The sequence below is a fragment of the Marinactinospora rubrisoli genome, assembly GCF_042664915.1.
GTDB lineage: Bacteria > Actinomycetota > Actinomycetes > Streptosporangiales > Streptosporangiaceae > Marinitenerispora > Marinitenerispora rubrisoli.
This window is the reverse complement of record NZ_JBHTBH010000005.1, coordinates 41,032-58,566: the sequence shown is the minus strand read 5'-3', so window position 1 is coordinate 58,566 and position 17,535 is coordinate 41,032. Positions and strand designations below refer to the sequence as shown.

The window sequence follows — 17,535 nt, the reverse complement described above, 5'->3', positions numbered from 1 at the left end:
CCTCACCCGTGCGGCACCGTCGGCAACATGGTACGCGCGCGCGGGCGGTCCGCGCAGCGCGGCACCCTGGATCAGTGCGCGGCGTCGCGCCAGTTACGGCCGACCCCCACCGAGACCGCGAGCGGCACTCGCAGGTCGTAGGCGTTGGCCATGCATTCCGAGACCAGCTTGCGCACCGCCTCCAGCTCGTCGCCGACCACCTCCAGCACGAGTTCGTCGTGCACCTGCAGCAGCAGCCGGGAGGTGAGGCCCGCCGAGCGGAGTGCGGCGGCGACGTCCAGCATCGCCACCTTGATGATGTCGGCCGCCGAGCCCTGGATGGGGGCGTTGAGCGCCATCCGCTCGGCCATCTCGCGGCGCTGCCGGTTGTCGCTGGTGAGGTCGGGCAGGTAGCGGCGGCGGCCCAGCATGGTCTCGGTGTAGCCCTCGCGGCGTGCCCGCTCCACCACCTCGTGCAGGTAGTCGCGGACCCGGCCGAACTGCGCGAAGTAGTCGTCCATGAGGCCGCGCGCCTCCTCGGGCGTGATGCCGAGCTGCCCGGACAGCCCGAACGCGCTCAGGCCGTAGGCCAGGCCGTAGTTCATGGCCTTGATGCGGGCGCGGGCCTCGCCGTCGACCTCGCCGGCCGGGATGCCGAACACCCGCGCGGCGATCTCGGCGTGGAAGTCGTGCCCGGTCTCGAAGGCGTCGATGAGCGAGGCGTCCTCCGAGAGGTGCGCCATGATGCGCAGTTCGATCTGGCTGTAGTCGGCGGTGAGCAGGTGGTCGTAGCCGTCGCCGACCACGAACGCCCGCCGGATCCGCCGCCCGGCGTCGGTGCGCACCGGGATGTTCTGCAGGTTGGGGTCGGTGGAGCTGAGCCGCCCGGTGGCCGCCACCGTCTGGTGGAAGGTGGTGTGGATGCGGCCGTCGTCGGCGATGGTCTTGACCAGCCCCTCGACGGTGGTGCGCAGCTTGGTCTGATCGCGGTGCCGCAGCAGGATGACCGGCAGTTCGTTGTCGGTGCGGGTGGCCAGCCAGGCCAGGGCGTCGGCGTCGGTCGTGTAGCCGGTCTTGATGCGCTTGGTCTTGGGCAGGTCGAGTTCGGTGAACAGGATCTGCTGCAGCTGCTTGGGCGAGCCGAGGTTGAACTCCCGGCCCACCACGCGGTGCGCCTCGGTGACCGCCTGGCGCACGGCCGCCGCGAACTCCTCCTCCAGGCCGTCGAGGTAGCCGCGGTCGGCGGCGATGCCGGTGCGCTCCATTTCGGCCAGGACGCGCACCAGCGGCAGCTCCACCTCGTGCAGCAGCCGGGTGGCGCCACGTCGCGCGAGGTCGGCGTCCAGCGCCGTCGCGAGTTCCAGGGTGGCGCGGGCACGCAGTGCGAGCCCCTCGCGGGCGGCGGTCTCGGCGTCGGCGTCCCCGTCGCCGGCGATGTCCAGGGCGAGCTGGTCGGAGCCCGTGCCGTCCTCGCGCAGTTCCTTGTTCAGGTAGCGAGTGCACAGGTCGGCGAGGTCGAATTTCCGCTGGCCCGGCAGCGCGAGGTAGGCGGCGAGCGCGGTGTCGCTGGTCAGGCCGGCCAGCGTCCAGCCGCGCGCCTCCAGGGCGAGCAGCGGGCCTTTGGCGTCGTGCAGCGCCTTGGGGTGATCGGGGTCGGCGAGCCAGCCCGCGAGCGCCGCCTCGTCGGCGGCGTCCAGCAGAGTGGGGTCCAGGAAGGCCGCCGGGCCGGCCGCCACGGCGATGGCGAGTCCGGTGATCTCGCCGGTGCCGCGCCCCCAGTTGCCGGTGACCGCCAGGCCGGCACGGGCGTTGGTGGTGGCGTGCGCGGCCAGCCAGCCGGCCAGCTCCCCGGTGCCGGGGGCGGCCAGCTCGACGGTGAAGCCCTCCTCCGCGGCGGCCTCGGCACCCGGCTCGGTCTCGCCGAGGACGGAGAACAGCCGGTCCCGCAGCGTCCCGGCGAACTCCAGGTTGTCGAACAGCGCGTTGATTCCGGCGCGGTCCCAGCCGTCCATGGTGAGGTCGTCCACCGCCGCGGCGATCTCGACGTCGGTGGAGAGCACGTTGAGGCGCTGGTTGCGCAGCACCGAATCGAGGTGGTCGCGCAGGTTCTGCCCGGCCTTGCCGGTGATCTCGTCCACGTGGGCGACGAGTTCGTCCAGCGACCCGTACTTGGTGATCCACTTGGCCGCGGTCTTGGGACCGACCCCCGGCACGCCCGGCAGATTGTCGGACTTCTCCCCCACGAGCGCCGCCAGGTCGCGGTAGCGCTCGGGCCGGACCCCGTACTTCGCCTCGACCGCGTCCGGCGTCATCCGGGTGAGGTCGGACAGGCTCTTGCCCGGGTACAGGACGGTGCACTGGTCGGTGACGAGCTGGAAGGCGTCGCGGTCGCCCGAGGCGATCAGCACCTCCATCCCGCGCGCGCACCCCTGGGTGGCCAGGGTCGCGATGATGTCGTCGGCCTCATAGCCGGCGACCGACAGGCTGGCGACGCCGATCAGGCCGAGCAGTTCCTGCAGCAGTCCCACCTGGCCCGGGAACTCCGGCGGGGTCTCCGAGCGGCCGGCCTTGTAGTCGTCATAGGCCTCGTGGCGGAAGGTGGGCTCCGAGCGGTCCCAGGCCACGGCGATGTGCGTCGGCCGCTCCTCGCGGAGCAGCTTGACCAGCATCGAGGTGAAGCCGTACACGGCGTTGGTGGACTGGCCCGTGCTGGTCCCGAACTTCTCCACCGGCAGCGCGAAGAACGCGCGGAAGGCCATGGAGTGTCCGTCGAGCAGCAGCAGGCGCCGCTCGGCGTCCGGGGCGCCGGCCGCGCCGGGCTCGGAGGGACTGGTCTGCTCGGGGGTCACCTGTGTCTTCACCACACCAGGAATCCTAGGATGCGGTTCGGACTTTGTCGCAGGAGTCCGCCGGGCACCTGCGACGGGACCGGCCGACACGACATGGGATGAGGTGTGCGATGGCGCTGGACACCGACCAGCTGACCGAGATCATGGGCGATCCGGCCTTCGCGGGTGCACTGGGCACCCGGATGGGGCTGGAGGTCCTGGAGGCGTCGGTGGAGCGCGTCGTCGGCCGGATCCCGGTCGAGGGCAACACCCAGCCCTACGGGCTGCTGCACGGCGGCGCGTCGTGCGTGCTCGCCGAGACGCTGGGCTCCGTGGGGTCGGCCATCCACGCCGGTCTGGACCGCATCGCGGTGGGGATCGAGCTCAACGCCACCCACCACCGGGCGGCCACCGAGGGATTCGTCACGGGAACGGCCACCCCGGTGCACCTGGGGCGCTCGCTCGCCACCTGGGAGATCGTCATCACCGACGACGCCGGCCGGCGGGTGTGCACGGCGCGGCTGACCTGCATGCTGCGCGACGCGCCGAAGCGCGCGTAGCGGCACGTTCGACCTTCCCCGGACGGCCGGACGCCCGGCCGCCGATCGACAGACGGAGAACCATTCGATGCCGGGTCTCGGCACCCTCGTCAACGTCATCGCGATCGTCGCCGGTTCGGCCGTCGGCATGCTGCTGGGCGGCCGGCTCCCCGACCGCACCCGCCGGGTGGTGACCGACGCGCTCGGCCTCGTGGTGCTGCTGATCGCGGCGACGAGCGCCGCGAGCGTGCTCGACCCGGTGCTCACCGAGGCCACCGGGTCGGGCGCGCCCACCCTGATCGTGCTCGGCTCGCTGCTCGTGGGCGGCATCGTGGGATCGCTGCTGCGGATCGAGGACCGGCTGGAGCAACTGGGCGAGCTGCTGCGCCGCGTCCTCACCCGCCGTTCCGCCGGGATCGCGGAACCGGTGGCGGCGGCCGCGCGTCCGGAGTCCGCGGCGGGGGAACCGTCCGGGGGCCCGGCCGGCTCGCACCGGTTCGTCGAGGGCTTCGTCAGCTCGTCGCTGGTGTTCGTGGTGGGGCCGCTGGGCATCCTGGGCTCCATCAGCGACGGCCTGGGGAACGGCATCGAGCAGCTCGTCCTCAAAGCGGTCCTCGACGGGTTCGCCTCCGTGGCCTTCGCCGCCGCGCTGGGAGTGGGCGTGATGCTCTCCGCCGCCCCGGTGCTCGTCTACCAGGGGGCGTTCACGCTGGTGGGAGTCGCCCTGGGCAGCTTCCTGCCGGACGCGCACGTCGCCGCGCTCACCGCGACCGGCGGGCTGCTGCTGGTCGGGGTGGCCTTGCGGCTGCTGCGGATCCGCACGCTGCCGGTCGCCGACCTGCTCCCGGCGCTGGTGGTCGCGCCGGTGCTCACCACGGTCGCCGCGGCGCTGTAGCGCGCGCCGCCGGTCCGGCGCCGCGGCGCCTCGCGGGACACGTCCGGGTCTCGGTGGCGGGCCGCGCCGAGATCCCGTCGCGACGCAGCGCGACCCCGGCGGGACGGTCCGTGTGAAGCTGCCCTGAACTGGGCGTCCGCCCTCGCCGATGACTACGGCCGCATAACAGCCTGAACCCGAGTCGGCACCGACATTCCGCACTATCTTCCCGAATCGGACCGGGCGTGTTTAAGCTCCGCTAACGCCCTCGGTTAAGCAGGGCCGTCGGTTCCGGCGGTCCGGGCGTGCAGGTGATGCAGACACGTGTGACGCCGGTGGAACGGAGAGTCCTGAATGCCCAGCAAGAAGGCCCTCAGCCTCACGGCCATGGCCGCGGCCCTGGCCCTTGGATTGACCGCCTGCGGCAGCGATGGCGGTGGGGGCTCCGGGTCGGACGACCCCCTCCAGTTCGGCTACATCTTCCCCGAGACCGGCGACCTCTCCTTCCTCGGCCCGCCGCAGATCACCGCCGCCCGCTACGCCATGCAGGAGATCAACGACGCCGGCGGCGTCCTCGGCCAGGAGCTGCCCGAAATCCTCACCGGTGACGAGGCCGGCGACGCCGCCCAGGCCGGTGACGCCGCCGACCGCCTCATCGGGCAGGACGTCGACGCCGTCCTCGGCGCCGCCGCCTCCGGCATGACCATGGCCATCATCGACCGGATCACCGACGCCGAGGTCGTCCAGTGCTCCGGGTCCAACACGGCCCCCAACCTGAGCACCTACGAGGACGGCGGCTACTACTTCCGCACCGCGCCCAGCGACCTCCTCCAGGGCCCCGTGCTCGCCGAGACCATCGTCGGCGACGGCCACCAGACGGTCGCGGTCGCCTACCGCGCCGACGACTACGGCGAGGGCCTCGCCAACGCCACCGTCGAGGCGCTGGAGGCGAGCGGCGCCGAGGTCGTCGCCCAGGAGAGCTACGACCCCAACGGCACCAACTTCGACGCCGTGGTCCAGGCCGTCGCCAACTCCGAGCCCGACGCCGTCGTCCTCGTCTCCTTCGAAGAGGGCGTGCAGGTCATGACCGGGCTCATCGAGGAGGGCATCGGCGCCGACCAGATGTACAGCGCCGACGGCATGAACGACGAGACGCTGGCCGAAAAGGTCGACCCGAACGACCCCGGCACGGTCTCCGGCTTCAAGGGCACCGCGCCCGGCGTCGACAACCCCGAGTTCGAGGAGGGACTCACCGAGTTCGACCCCGAACTGGAGGTCTTCCAGTACGCGCCGCAGGTGTACGACTGCGCCATCGCCATCGCGCTGGCCGCCGAGTCCGCCGGCAGCACCGACCCGGCCGTCTTCGTCGAGGACATGCCGGCCATCACCTCCGGCGACCAGGAGTGCACCGCGTTCGCCGAGTGCCGCGACCTGCTCGCCGACGGCCAGACCATCGACTACCAGGGCGCCAGCGGGCCGCTGGACTTCGATGAGAACGGCGACGTCACCGTGGCCTCCATCATGATCTACAGCTACGACGACGAAGGCACGCACGCCCCGCTCGACTTCGTGCAGACCACGCCGTAACCGCTCCCCCAGGCGGACGGCCTTCCCCGTGGGCCCCGGACCGGTGCCGGTCCGGGGCCCACGTATGTCCACGGCCCCGCTACCCGGGCGACGGCCAGGGCCGGCCGCCACCCCGGCACGGCCGCGCGGCACCGCCCCGCCTGGCGAATCCCGCCGGGCGGTCCCGGTACCCGGCCCGGACAGCACGGTGCCCCGGGGCGCCACGCGCCCCGGGGCATCCCCCGCGCCCCCTCCCACGGGGCACGCTCACGCTTTGGCGAGCGTCCCCAGGTACAGCTCGATCACGTTGGGGTCGTGCAGCAGCTCCGCGCCGGTGCCGGTGTAGGCGTTGCGGCCCTGGTCCAGCACGTACCCCCGGTCGCAGATCTGCAGGCAGCGCCGCGCGTTCTGCTCCACCATGATCACCGAGACGCCCGTGGCGTTGATCTGCTTGACGCGCTCGAAGACCTCGTCCTGGTAGATCGGCGACAGGCCCGCCGTGGGCTCGTCCAGCAGCAGCACCGACGGCTCCATCATGAGCGCCCGCCCCATGGCGACCATCTGCCGCTCGCCGCCGGACAGCGCGCCCGCCTTCTGGCGGCGGCGCTCCGCCAGCAGCGGGAACAGCTCCGCCACCGCCGCGAACCGCTCGGCGAACCGCTTGGGGCGCAGGTAGCCCCCCATCTCCAGGTTCTCCTCCACCGTCAGCGTCGGGAACACGTTGCGGGTCTGCGGGACATAGCCCACCCCGCGCGACACCAGCTCGTGCGCCGGGCGGTTCGCGATGCTCTCGCCCCGCAGCACCAACCGGCCCGAGCGCACCGGGATCAGCCCGAACACCGTCTTGACCAGCGTAGACTTGCCCGCGCCGTTCGGGCCGATGATGGCCACGACCTCGCCCTCGGTCAGCGTGAGGGTGCACCCGTTCAGGATGTTCACGCCCGGCACGTAGCCCGCGACCAGCTCGTGCGCCACCAGCAGGTGGTCCCCCGTATCGACCGACTCCGCCGCCGCGGCCGCCGCGTGCTCCAGGACCTCCTCGCGGGCCTGCTGCACCGCGGCCGCCTCCTCCACCGCCCGCGGCACGCCGCCGGCGCCTTCCTCCTGCCCGCTCCCGCTCATCGCCCCTCCTCCGCGTCCGCCGGCTCGGCGTGCCGGGCGCCCAGGTAGGCGTCCACCACCCGCTGGTCGGCCCGGATGTCCTCCGGGCGGCCCTCGGCGATGACCTGGCCCTGCGCCAGCACCACGATCCAGTCACTGATGCCCATGATCACGTCCATGTCGTGCTCGACGAACAGCACCGTCATACCGTCATCGCGCAGCGCGGTGATATGCCCGAGCAGCGACTGCACCAGCGCCGGGTTCACCCCCGCCATCGGCTCGTCCAGCATCACCATCGACGGGTCGACCATCAGCGAACGCGCCATCTCCAGCAGCTTGCGCTGCCCGCCCGACAGGCTGCCCGCCATCTCGTGGCGCTTGTCCAGCAGCTTGAACCGGTCCAGAAGAGCCTCGGCACGCTCGATGTTCGCGCGCTCCTGCCCCCGCCACCGCCAGCGCAAGAACGAGCCCCACATCCGCTCGCCCAGCTGGCCCTGCGCCGCCAGCAGCATGTTGTCCAGGACGGTCAGGCGCGTCAGCGCCTTCGTCAGCTGGAACGTGCGCACCATGCCACTGCGCGCCACCCGGTGGCCGCCCAGCCCGTTCAGCCGACGGCCCTCGAACGACCACTCGCCGGCGTCCACCCGGTCGAATCCGGTCAGCAGGTTGAACAACGTCGACTTGCCGGCGCCGTTCGGGCCGATCAGCGCCGTGATCGTGCCCCGCTGCACCTCCAAGTGCTCCACGTCCACCGCCGTCAGGCCGCCGAAAGAACGGCGGACCCCGTGCGCCTTCAGGATCGGGTCCGGTTTGGCCACGCCCGGCGTCGCGGCGACGCCGGCCATCCGGTCCACAGGCCCCGGGGCCGTACCGCCGGCCGTGGCCTCCGTCGCGTCACTTGACATTGACCAGCATCTCCTTGCGGTTGCCGATGATTCCCTGCGGCCGGAAGACGATCAGCAGCAGCAGCGCCAACCCGACCATCGCGTGCCGCAGCGCACCCACGTCCGAACCCTGCAGGAACGGGAGCACGCCCGTCGCGGCGAGCGCCCGCAGCGTCTCGTCGAACACGGTGAGCAGGAACCACATCACCACCGCGCCGAGCACCGGGCCCAGCGTCCGCCCGGCGCCGCCGAGCAGCAGCATCGCCCACAGGTAGAAGGTCACCTGCGGCATGAACTGGTCGGGCGTGATGGTCTGCTGGTTCACCGCGATCAGCGCGCCCGCCAGCGCCCCGAACACGCCGCCCAGCACCAGGCTCTGCATCTTGTACGCGAAGACGTTCTTGCCGAGGCTGCGCACCGCGTCCTCGTCCTCGCGGATGCCCTTGATCACCCGGCCCCACGGGCTGTGGATCAGCAGCCACATCACCAGGGCCGCCAGCGCGACCAGGCCCCAGGCCGCGCACATCATCCACAGGTCGCGGGCGGAGAAGGAGATGTCACCGATGCCGTAGTCCCCGCGCGGGAACGGGTTGGCGTCGTAGAAGGCCGAGGCGAACCCCTGCAGGCCGTACACGCCGCCGGTCACCTCGCGCGCGAACTCGGCTCGGTAGACCAGCCGCGCGACCTCGGCCACCGCGATCGTGCAGATCGACAGGTAGTCGGCGCGCAGCCGCAACGTCGGAATGCCCAGCAGCAACGCCAGCAGCACCGCGCACCCGATGCTCGCCAGCACCCCCGCCCACAGCGGGAGCCCGAACGTCGACACGCTGACCGCGACACCGTAGCCGCCGACCAGCATGAAGCCCACCTGGCCGAAGTTGAGCAGGCCGGTGTAGCCGAAGTGCATGTTCAGCCCGATGGCCGCGAGCGCGTAGATCGCCGCGATCGGGCCGATCGCCGTCTCGACCGCGGTGGCCAGGATGTAGAGGAAGTCCATCGCGTCTCCTACCCGACCCGCTCACGACGGCCCAGGATGCCCTGCGGCCGGACCAACAAGACCACGATCATGATCGCCAGCGCCCACGCGTTCATGAGCTGCGAGGGGAACCAGAGGGTGGACAGCTGCGCCACCAGGCCGATCACCAGGCCACCGACCATCGCGCCGTAGGCGGTGCCGAGCCCGCCCAGCGTCACCGCGGCGAACATCAGCAGCAGCAGATGGAAACCCATCTGCCAGTACACCGTCTGGTTCAGCCCATAGAACACGCCGCCGAGCGCCGAGAGGCCGCCGCCCAGCGACCACACGTACAGGGTCACGCGGTCGACGTCGATCCCCGACGACTCCGCGAGGTCCCGGTTGTCCGCGACGGCGCGCATGGCCTTACCGATCCGGGTGAACTGCAGCATGCACGCCACCAGCACCAGGACCGCCACCGACAAGCCCACGATCGACAGGTCCCGCGGCGTGATGGCGATCGGGCCCAGGCGCAGCATCTCCTGCAACTGGAACTCGTCGTAGCGCTGCCGAGTCCCGCCGAAGGCGACCAGCAGGACGTGCCGCAGGATCAGCGAGATGCCGATGGAGACGATGAACATCTGGATGAGCGCGACGTTACGGCCGCGCAGCGGGCGCCACACGTACCGCTCCAGACCGGCTCCGAACCCGGCGCCCATGACGACCGCGATCAGCGCCGCGGCCACCAGCGGGACCTCCCAGTCCAGCGCCTCACCCTGAATGCCCACGAAGGTGGAGGCCGCCACACCGGCGAGCGTGATGACCGCCGCCACGATCACCGGCACCGGCTTGGGCGCGCGTCCGGCCAGCAGCCACGCGGCGCCGGCCGCCAGCAGCCCCGCCACGAGCAGAACGAGCACGGAGTTGCCGAACCCGCCCGCGCCGGTGCTGAACAGCATCGCCATGACGGCGCCGAAGGTCACCAGGTCGCCGTGGGCGAAGTTGATCATCTTGGTGGTGCCGAAGATCAGCGACAGCCCGATCGCGGAGATCGCGATGATGAGGCCGAAGATCAGGCCGGCCACGGTGAGCTGGGCGACCTTCGTGCCGAACGGGGTGCCGGCGCTGACGCCGGGCGCCGTCGTGACGCCCTCTTCCCCGCCGCCTTCGTCGTCGGCGCCGGCCCCGCCGCCGGAGCCGGAGTCGGCCGACTCGCTCGGCGACGCCTCCGCCTCCTCCTGGCCCGGCAGCGCCAACCGGAAGATCACGGTCCGCTGCTGTTCCGGGCGCACGGAGACGTCGATCTCGGCACCGGGGGTTTCGTCGACGACGAACTCGTCGGGCACGGACTCCTGGTCCAGGGTGACGCGGTAGTCGCCCGGTCCGGGCAGCTCCACTTCCCAACTTCCGTCAGAGTCGGTGGTCGCCGTACCGATCTCCTCCTCACCCTGGAAGACCGTGATGTCGATGCCTTCGACGGCTTCCGGGATGCGGATCTGACCGTTCAGGTTCTCACCGCTCTGATCGTCTGCCACTGCCGGCGCCGTGACCGCCAGGATGGCGGCGACCACGGCGAGCAGCACAGTCACGAGGCGTCTGCGCACGCGCGCTCCTTGCGCATCAGAGAACTGAGGGTGTCGGTTCCGGGCGGAGATGCCCGAACCGGGGGTTTTGCTCCAAGTGGCGCGAGTTTAGCCCGGTTTAGCGCTGTTCTTCAGTGACTCTTAAAGGACGTGATGCAACCGTCACGGGTTCGTGCAGGTCCGTGACCCAATCGGGACCGGCCGCACATTGACGCCCCGCGCGCGGCCAACGAAGAACGGGGTCCCACCACGGTCGGTGGGACCCCGTTGACCCTCAGCGACGCATCGCCGCGGCGCGCGGCGGATGCCGAACGGTCAGCGTCGCGGGCGGACGCGCACCCGCGACGCCTCCCTCGCTTCCCTCACTGCTCCTCGGTGAGCGTCTCGATCACCGTCTCCGCCACCTTGCGCATGGTCAGCCGGCGGTCCATGGAGTTCTTCTGGATCCACCGGAACGCCTCGGGCTCGCTCAGGCCGTGCCGGCTCTGCAGCAGCCCCTTGGCGCGCTCGACGAGCTTGCGGGTCTCCAGCCGCTCGGTCAGCCCACTGACCTCGGCCTCCAGTGCGGACAGTTCGGCGTACCGGCTGACCGCCATCTCGATCGCCGGCACGAGATCGGCCTTGTTGAACGGCTTGACGAGGTACGCCATGGCCCCCGCGTCGCGCGCCCGCTCCACCAGCTCGCGCTGCGAGAACGCGGTGAGGATGACGACGGGCGCGATCCGCTCCGCCGCGATCCGCTCGGCGGCGGAGATGCCGTCCAGGACCGGCATCTTGATGTCGAGGATGACGAGATCCGGTTTCAGCTCGGTGGCGAGCCGCACAGCGGTCTCGCCATCACCGGCCTCCCCGACGACGGCGTAGCCGTCCTCCTCAAGCATCTCCTTGAGGTCCAGGCGGATCAGGGCCTCGTCTTCCGCGATGACCACGCGGCTCTGCGTCTGCGTCACGAACAAGAGCGTACCTAGATCCGCTAGGATGATGCGCATCGCCTTCCATAGCAGCTGGCCAGGTGAGGAGCAGGCGCGTAGGGCGCTACGCACCGGCGGCCACGGACACCAGAAAATGTCCGAAATGCCCCGATAATCCAATTGGTAGAGATAATGGCCTCAAAATCCATAAAGTGTGGGTTCGAATCCCACTCGGGGCACAATTAGACAAAATCCCAAAAGAGTCGTCAGTTGATGACTCTTTTTTTATTTCACAGACCCCTCACCCCTTCGGCAACCTTTCCCTGTGGATTTCGAACACGCGTACGCCTGAAGCATGCATCCTTAAGGCATGTACCCTCCACATGTGCGCCGCTCGGCGGTCTCCCTGCTGGACTCCGGCCTCTCCTACTCCGAAGTCGCGCGCCAAACCGGCATAAACCGCAGCACCTTGCGTGAGTGGTTCCATAATCGCGAGCTGATCGAGAAATACCTTGAGCTCGGCACATGTGCACGGTGCGAGCCCCTCCCCCGGCACCCCGATCCTCCGGACGCCTACGGCTACGTTCTCGGCCTGTACCTGGGTGACGGATGCATCAGCTACGCCGGGGACCGGGAGAAGAATGTCTGGGCCCTGCGCATCATCTGCGCGAACGCCTGGCCGGGGCTGGTCCAGGAATGCGTCAACGCCCTCGCAGCCGTCCTGCCGGGCCATCGGATTGGCATCATCGACAGGCCCGGCTGCAAGGAAGTGGTCGCCCGCTGGAAGCACTGGCCCTGCTACTTCCCTCAACACGGGCAGGGACGCAAGCACCTACGTGCGATCGAACTGGCTCCGTGGCAGCAGGACATAGTGGCGCGTCACCCTCAGTCCTTCGTCCGTGGGTTGTTCCACTCCGACGGCTGCCGGATTACCAATCGAGTACGTCGCATGGTCGGAGGCACGTGGAAGTACTACGAGTACCCGCGCTACCTCTTCACCAATACATCGACGGACATCCTTGGACTGCTTGGCGCTAGCCTGGATGGTTTGAAGGTCGCGTGGCGTCTTCGCTGGCAGAAGCCTTCCCGCGGTTCACTCCAGCCCGCCGGAGTCATCTCCGTCGCTGAGAAGCGCTCCGTGGCCTTCCTCGACTCCTTCATCGGCCCGAAACACTGATTCCCCACCGGCCCGATCAGCCCGCGATGTGGACCTCCGACATGGGCCGTCCTGTGACGACGGCCCGACCCGGTCACATCACGGCCACAACCTGAACACAACACGTGGGTTTCGTGGCCTCGGGTGCGGCCGGTCCCCGATCCTGAGAAGCGGGAGTGTAGCGGGTTTCGCGGTGCGGTGGTCTACACCTGTCGCAACCGTGCCCGGGGAGAAGGGGAGGGTCGGGTGTTCACCGCGGTGGCCGGGGTCCTCGGGGCTCTGGCGATCGGGGCCTGGGTCGTCGTGTCCTGGGCGTCGAAGCGCCGGCAGCCGTGGCTCTTCACGCCCGTTGCGGGGCTGATCGTTCTCCTCGTGGCGTGCGGGCAGCCCGGTTGGGCGCTGCTGCCCGTCGTGGCGCTCTCGGTGGCGGCGTTCGCGGAGCTGGTGATCGGGGCGCGTGAGGCGCCGACGTTGCGGACCAAGTACCCCGACGCCCCGTTGAGCACCGAGCGCTGGGCGGCGGCGGTGGCGGCTCCGTTCCGGGTGGCGCTGGCCGAGCCGTGGGACGTGGTCGTCCGGCCGTCGTTGCGGCGGCGCTACCGCAAGGTGTTCGAGCTGGAGTGGGGCATCGTGGACCGCGCTTCGCTGCTGGCGACGGTGGACCGGCTCTGGGAGGAGCTGCACACCGGCCAGAACGCGGACCTGCTGGTGGACCTGCGCACGGGCACGGCCCGCAGCCGGGATCAGGAGGGCGTCCGGCCGGAGGAGACCATCACGCTCTCGCCCGAGCAGGTGGCGCGCATGCGGCGGATCACCGGCGCGGACGGCGACACCGAGACCGTGGTGATCGGCGCGTACCAGTGGTGGAAGTCGGTGCACTTGGTGCGGCTGACCTGCGGGGCGGCGACGCTGGACTGGCTGAGCCCGGTGGAGACGCAGAGCCTGCTGCGGCGGATCGCCACCGATCTGCAGCGCCGTTACGCGAGCTGGCAGCAGCTGGCCGAGGCGTTCCACGGCGGGTACCTGCTGTGGCATGGCGGGGGCTCGGCGGATGCCGGGGCGGATCGGGTGTGGACGGCGCTGGGGCTGCTGACGGCGGATCCGGCGAGTCCGTGGAACCTGCTGCCGTGGGACATGCCGCTGGATCGGGTCCCTCACGAGCACGGCGTTCCGCACGCGCAGTCGCACTGATCGCCGCGCCGTTCGCGGGCGCCGCGTTCCCCGGAGGTCGCTGATGGCGTCGGCCGGACGCCGTGGGCGGCTGCGGCCGCCCGGTGGCCGGCTGCCCCGGGGTGGCGCGAGGCGCCGTCCCGGGGAGTCGGCCGGTGGTGGCTGTGGCTACTTGCCGTGGGTGATGGCGTCGCCGAGGCGGTGTACCCGGAGGGAGTTGGTGGATCCGGGGGTGCCGGGCGGGCTGCCGGCGACGATGACGACCTTGTCGCCCTTCTGGTAGCGGCCCATGTCGAGGAGCTCACTCTCGACCTGGCGCACCATCTCGTCGGTGTGGTCGACCCAGGGCACGCAGTGGGTCTCGACTCCCCAGGTGAGGGAGAGCTGGGACCGGGTGGCGGTCTGGGTGGTGAAGGCCAGCAGCGGGATGGGGGAACGGTACCGGGCGAGGCGGCGGGCGGTCTCGCCCGTCATGGTGAAGGCGACGAGCGCCTTGGCGCCGACGGTGGCGCCCACCTCGGCGGCGGCCCGGGCGATGGATCCGCCGGTGGTCTCGGGGACGCGGTTGAGGATGTGCGAGGCCCGCAGGGACTCCTGCTCGGCGGCGGCCACGATGCGCGCCATGGTCTGCACGGTCTCGACGGGGTACTTTCCGACGCTGGTCTCGCCGGAGAGCATGACGGCGTCGGCGCCGTCGAGGACGGCGTTGGCGACGTCGGAGGCTTCGGCCCGGGTGGGCCGGGGGGCGCTGATCATGGATTCGAGCATCTGGGTGGCGACGATGACCGGTTTGGCCTTGTCGCGGCAGCGCTCGATGGCCCGCTTCTGCACCATGGGGACGTTTTCGAGCGGGAGTTCGACGCCGAGGTCGCCGCGGGCGACCATGACCCCGTCGAACACTTCGATGATGTCGTGGAGGCGCTCGACGGCCTGCGGCTTCTCGATCTTGGCGATGAGGGGGACGCGCACGCCCACCTCGTCCATGATGCGGTGGACCTCATCGGCGTCGGCGGGGCTGCGCACGAAGGAGAGCGCGACCATGTCGACGCCCTGGGCGAGGGCCCAGCGCAGGTCCTCCTCGTCCTTGGGGGTCAGCGCGGGGACGCTGACGGAGACACCGGGGAGGTTGAGTCCTTTGTGGTTGGAGACGGTGCCGCCGATGAGGACGCGGGTGTGGACGTCGGTGCTCGTGGTCTTGACGGCTTCGAGGACGACGCGGCCGTCGTCGATGAGGACGCGGTCGCCGGGGCGGACGTCGCCGGGCAGGCTCTTGTAGGTGGTGGAGACCCGATGCCGGTCGCCGGGGACGTCGTCGATGGTGACGGTGAACTCGTCTCCGGGGTTCAGGTCGACGGGGCCGTCGGCGAACGTGCCCAACCTGATCTTTGGACCCTGGAGGTCGGCGAGGATCCCCACACTGCGCCCGCTCGCGGCGGCGGCCGCCCGTACGTTGGTATAGCTGGCGTGGTGGTTCTCGTGTGTTCCGTGGCTGAGGTTGAGTCGCGCTACGTCCAGCCCGGCGTCGACGAGCGCGCGGATGCTCTCCGGACTCGATGTGGCTGGGCCGAGGGTCGCGACGATCTTTGCTCGACGTGTCACAGTACACACTCTAGAGCGTTGGAACCGTGGACTGGTCTAAACCAGGTTGCGAGTAGGCGTCATCGAGTTGGCGTCTCGGCGAACGCGGCGAGAGCGGCTTCGGTGAAGGCGGGCAGGTCAGCGGGGGTGCGGCTGGTGACCAGGGTGGTGGGGCCGGAGGTGTCGACGACCACTCTCTCGTCCACCCAGGCGCCGCCGGCGTTGATGATGTCGGTGCGCAGGCTGGGGTAGGAGGTGAGGGTGCGGCCGCGCACTTGGCCGGCCTCGACGATGGTCCATGGCGCGTGGCAGATGGCGGCGACGGGGAGTCCGGCCTCGAAGAAGGCGCGCACGAATTCGACGGCGCGCGGCTGGGTGCGCAGGTGGTCGGGGTTGGCCACTCCCCCGGGCAGTACGAGCCCGGCGTAGTCGGTGGCCTTGACCTGGTCGACGGTGGCGTCCACGGGGAACGTGTCGGCGCGGTCGAGGTGGTTGAAGCCCTGGATCGGCTGGTCGGTGGTGGAGATGAGTTGTGGCCGCCCGCCGGCGGCGCGGACCTTGTCCCAGGGATCGGTGAGTTCGACCTGCTCGGTGCCTTCGGGCGCGGCGAGGAAGGCGATGGTCCGGCCGGTGATGTCGGTCGCGGTGGTCATCGGAATGGTCCTCCTTCGTCGGTACGGATGCCCTGTGGGGGGTCTCCTGCCCGATGCGCGGCCGGTTACGCGTGGCGGCGGCCGGGCGGTTGGTGGGGAGGACTCGGAGGTGCTGGCGGCGCCGCGCGCGCGACCGGTGCGGGCGGCGACCGGACGCGCCCTGCCGGGTGGGCCGGATGCGGAGGTCCTGGCGGGGCTGGGGCGCGGGTGCTCGCCCTGGGGTGAGGGCCCGTCCGCGGGTGCGGGCGGGCCGTCCGGATGCGGGCGCCGCGGGCGGGTCAGGTGGTGCGCTGTACCGTCACGGGATGGCCGAGCCGGTGGTAGGCGCGCAGGGTGAGCAGCCGCTTCAGGGTGATGGCCGCGCGCCGGTCGTTGGTGCTGCCGAGGCACCAGGTGGGTCCGGGCGCCGGCCATCCGCCGTCGGGCTGCTGCTGGGCGATCACGTGGTCGAGGTGCGCGTTGATCTGGGCGTCGGTGAACAGCTGCCGGGCGATGGCGTCGGGCCGGTCGGCGATGTCGAGCGGCGTGTGGACCTGTCCCTCGGCCGCGGGGTCGAGTTCGATGACGGCGCGGATCATCGGGGCGAGGCGGGCGAACTCCGCTTTGGCGCGGGCGCGGTTGGGCGCATGCTCAAGGAAGGTGCACACCGCGATGGCCTCCTCGGGGTGCGTCCAGTGGAGGGCGCCGATGCGGGTCCAGCAGAACGCGGTGGCGCGGTCCCGCCAGCGGTGCGAGATGTGTTGTTTGTGCAGCAGCCCGGCGATGGCCGCGGTGGGCCGGAGCGCTCCGCCGAAGTCGTCCTGATCGCGCCACCAGGGCGCGGCCTCGCTGTGCCGGACGCTGGGCAGCACGCAGCCGACGCCGCCGTTGGGACGGGTGACGCTGATCAGGTAGGTGCAGGTGTCCTGGGCGAGGTCGCGCGGGATGGGGCCGAGCTCGTCGAGGATGCGCAGGGCGGTCTCCACGGCGAGGGGCTGGCTGCCGTGCCCGCGTAAGTCCGGTTCGAGGCCGTTTCCGTAACCGCCGTCGACGTTACGGTAGGCGCCGAGGACGGCGTGGACGGGCTCGGCGTGCCCTCGCTGGAAGTGGTAGGCGAAGCGGAGCCGGTCCAATAGGCGCGCGTTGCGCATGATGAAGTGTTCGGCCGTCTGCAGGATGTCCGAGGTCACCGTGGTCATATTGAGAAGGTACGCCCGGAATGCGGTGGTCAAACATCCTCGATTCGCGGCGCCGGACAACGTTCTCGCAGGTCGTGAAGTTCCCACGGCGGTGGGATACGCCGGAATCCAGACGCTTTCTTAACGCTCCGGGACGGCCTGGTCGCGGGGCGGCGGCCCTGTGGTTCCGCGGCCGCGCCACCGCAGCGCCACTCCCGCCCAGGAGAGCGCGACGACGAGCGCCACGAGCAGCCGGACGGTGCCGACGCTGTCGGCGGGGTACACGACGCCGGTGAGGTAGTGCTCGATGAAGCCCTGCGCACCCAGACCGGGCTCGCCGGCGCGTGTCCGCGCCCAGTTCTCCGCGACGGTGAGCGGGCACGTCCACCCGATGACGAGGATGCCCAGGCCGTAGGCGACGCAGAGCACGTGCCACCACACGGTCCGCGGCCACCGCCACGCGAGGAAGCCTCCCACGACCAGGTAGCCGAGAAAGCAGAAGTGGGCGAGCATGACCGCACCGCCGAAGAGGAGGTACCCCATGTCTCCACGTTAGGCACGGTGGCACCGCCGGGCCATCCGCTCTGCTACTCAGAACGCC

At 70.7% G+C, this 17,535-nt stretch carries 15 protein-coding genes and 1 tRNA gene; 6 read left to right on the top strand and 10 right to left on the bottom strand.

Annotation, left to right across the window (positions count from 1 at the left end):
• Positions 1-71: 71 nt before the first annotated feature.
• Positions 72-2,843, bottom strand: coding sequence for a DNA polymerase I (gene polA / locus ACFQRF_RS11585; protein ID WP_379871048.1), 2,772 nt, complete (start codon positions 2,841-2,843; stop codon positions 72-74).
• Positions 2,844-2,938: 95 nt separating this feature from the next.
• Between polA and ACFQRF_RS11580 the strand changes: the two genes are divergently transcribed.
• The 3 genes from ACFQRF_RS11580 to ACFQRF_RS11570 all read left to right on the top strand — a co-directional run bounded on the left by ACFQRF_RS11580 (position 2,939) and on the right by ACFQRF_RS11570 (position 5,807).
• Entirely contained in the window at positions 2,939-3,367 is a 429-nt protein-coding gene (locus ACFQRF_RS11580) for a PaaI family thioesterase (protein ID WP_379871047.1), read from the top strand.
• A 67-nt stretch (positions 3,368-3,434) separates the two neighbouring features.
• Positions 3,435-4,241 (top strand): DUF554 domain-containing protein, encoded by an 807-nt coding sequence (locus tag ACFQRF_RS11575; protein ID WP_379871046.1) that lies wholly within the window; start codon positions 3,435-3,437, stop codon positions 4,239-4,241.
• Between the two features lie 333 nt (positions 4,242-4,574).
• A complete protein-coding gene (locus ACFQRF_RS11570) occupies positions 4,575-5,807 on the top strand; it encodes an ABC transporter substrate-binding protein (RefSeq protein WP_379871045.1) in 1,233 nt (410 codons plus the stop codon).
• Between the two features lie 246 nt (positions 5,808-6,053).
• On the opposite strand, the gene ACFQRF_RS11565 is transcribed toward ACFQRF_RS11570, so the two are convergent.
• The 5 genes from ACFQRF_RS11565 to ACFQRF_RS11545 form a co-directional block, all read right to left on the bottom strand.
• On the bottom strand, positions 6,054-6,908 hold the full coding sequence (locus ACFQRF_RS11565) for an ABC transporter ATP-binding protein (protein WP_379871044.1): 855 nt from the start codon (positions 6,906-6,908) through the stop codon (positions 6,054-6,056).
• Positions 6,905-7,792 carry an ABC transporter ATP-binding protein gene (locus ACFQRF_RS11560; protein WP_379871043.1) on the bottom strand — a complete coding sequence of 296 codons (888 nt, stop codon included), beginning with the start codon at positions 7,790-7,792 and terminating at the stop codon, positions 6,905-6,907. Before ACFQRF_RS11560 ends, ACFQRF_RS11565 begins: the two co-directional genes overlap by 4 nt.
• Positions 7,782-8,768: a branched-chain amino acid ABC transporter permease gene (locus tag ACFQRF_RS11555; protein WP_379871042.1), complete on the bottom strand. Its 987-nt coding sequence runs from the start codon at positions 8,766-8,768 to the stop codon at positions 7,782-7,784. Before ACFQRF_RS11555 ends, ACFQRF_RS11560 begins: the two co-directional genes overlap by 11 nt.
• 8 nt (positions 8,769-8,776) lie before the next feature.
• On the bottom strand, positions 8,777-10,330 hold the full coding sequence (locus tag ACFQRF_RS11550) for a branched-chain amino acid ABC transporter permease (protein WP_379871041.1): 1,554 nt from the start codon (positions 10,328-10,330) through the stop codon (positions 8,777-8,779).
• 341 nt (positions 10,331-10,671) lie between these two features.
• Positions 10,672-11,238: an ANTAR domain-containing response regulator gene (locus tag ACFQRF_RS11545; RefSeq protein ID WP_379871385.1), complete on the bottom strand. Its 567-nt coding sequence runs from the start codon at positions 11,236-11,238 to the stop codon at positions 10,672-10,674.
• Positions 11,239-11,385: 147 nt separating this feature from the next.
• On the opposite strand from ACFQRF_RS11545, the gene ACFQRF_RS11540 reads away from it, so the two are divergent.
• The 3 genes from ACFQRF_RS11540 to ACFQRF_RS11530 all read left to right on the top strand — a co-directional run bounded on the left by ACFQRF_RS11540 (position 11,386) and on the right by ACFQRF_RS11530 (position 13,567).
• A tRNA-Leu gene (locus ACFQRF_RS11540) sits at positions 11,386-11,459 on the top strand.
• A gap of 131 nt (positions 11,460-11,590) precedes the next feature.
• Positions 11,591-12,397, top strand: coding sequence for a transposase (locus ACFQRF_RS11535; RefSeq protein ID WP_379871040.1), 807 nt, complete (start codon positions 11,591-11,593; stop codon positions 12,395-12,397).
• Between the two features lie 225 nt (positions 12,398-12,622).
• Positions 12,623-13,567, top strand: a complete 945-nt coding sequence (locus ACFQRF_RS11530; RefSeq protein WP_379871039.1) for a DUF1266 domain-containing protein — start codon at positions 12,623-12,625, stop codon at positions 13,565-13,567.
• A gap of 147 nt (positions 13,568-13,714) precedes the next feature.
• On the opposite strand, the gene pyk is transcribed toward ACFQRF_RS11530, so the two are convergent.
• The 4 genes from pyk to ACFQRF_RS11510 form a co-directional block, all read right to left on the bottom strand.
• A complete protein-coding gene (gene pyk / locus ACFQRF_RS11525; RefSeq protein ID WP_379871038.1) occupies positions 13,715-15,145 on the bottom strand; it encodes a pyruvate kinase in 1,431 nt (476 codons plus the stop codon).
• A gap of 59 nt (positions 15,146-15,204) precedes the next feature.
• Positions 15,205-15,777: a type 1 glutamine amidotransferase domain-containing protein gene (locus ACFQRF_RS11520; protein ID WP_379871037.1), complete on the bottom strand. Its 573-nt coding sequence runs from the start codon at positions 15,775-15,777 to the stop codon at positions 15,205-15,207.
• Positions 15,778-16,055: 278 nt separating this feature from the next.
• Positions 16,056-16,955: a prenyltransferase gene (locus tag ACFQRF_RS11515; RefSeq protein WP_379871036.1), complete on the bottom strand. Its 900-nt coding sequence runs from the start codon at positions 16,953-16,955 to the stop codon at positions 16,056-16,058.
• A 120-nt stretch (positions 16,956-17,075) separates the two neighbouring features.
• Positions 17,076-17,477 (bottom strand): DUF2784 domain-containing protein, encoded by a 402-nt coding sequence (locus tag ACFQRF_RS11510; protein ID WP_379871035.1) that lies wholly within the window; start codon positions 17,475-17,477, stop codon positions 17,076-17,078.
• Positions 17,478-17,535: the final 58 nt, after the last annotated feature.

What these genes read in the sequence shown, in the direction of transcription:
- ACFQRF_RS11515 (WP_379871036.1), bottom strand. Translation starts at nt 16,955, where the DNA reads ATGACCACGGTGACCTCGGACATCCTGCAGACGGCCGAACACTTCATC.
- ACFQRF_RS11510 (WP_379871035.1), bottom strand. Translation starts at nt 17,477, where the DNA reads ATGGGGTACCTCCTCTTCGGCGGTGCGGTCATGCTCGCCCACTTCTGC.
- ACFQRF_RS11555 (WP_379871042.1), bottom strand. Translation starts at nt 8,768, where the DNA reads ATGGACTTCCTCTACATCCTGGCCACCGCGGTCGAGACGGCGATCGGC.
- ACFQRF_RS11570 (WP_379871045.1), top strand. Translation starts at nt 4,575, where the DNA reads ATGCCCAGCAAGAAGGCCCTCAGCCTCACGGCCATGGCCGCGGCCCTG.
- ACFQRF_RS11520 (WP_379871037.1), bottom strand. Translation starts at nt 15,777, where the DNA reads ATGACCACCGCGACCGACATCACCGGCCGGACCATCGCCTTCCTCGCC.
- ACFQRF_RS11560 (WP_379871043.1), bottom strand. Translation starts at nt 7,792, where the DNA reads ATGTCAAGTGACGCGACGGAGGCCACGGCCGGCGGTACGGCCCCGGGG.
- ACFQRF_RS11565 (WP_379871044.1), bottom strand. Translation starts at nt 6,908, where the DNA reads ATGAGCGGGAGCGGGCAGGAGGAAGGCGCCGGCGGCGTGCCGCGGGCG.
- ACFQRF_RS11535 (WP_379871040.1), top strand. Translation starts at nt 11,591, where the DNA reads ATGTACCCTCCACATGTGCGCCGCTCGGCGGTCTCCCTGCTGGACTCC.
- ACFQRF_RS11580 (WP_379871047.1), top strand. Translation starts at nt 2,939, where the DNA reads ATGGCGCTGGACACCGACCAGCTGACCGAGATCATGGGCGATCCGGCC.
- ACFQRF_RS11575 (WP_379871046.1), top strand. Translation starts at nt 3,435, where the DNA reads ATGCCGGGTCTCGGCACCCTCGTCAACGTCATCGCGATCGTCGCCGGT.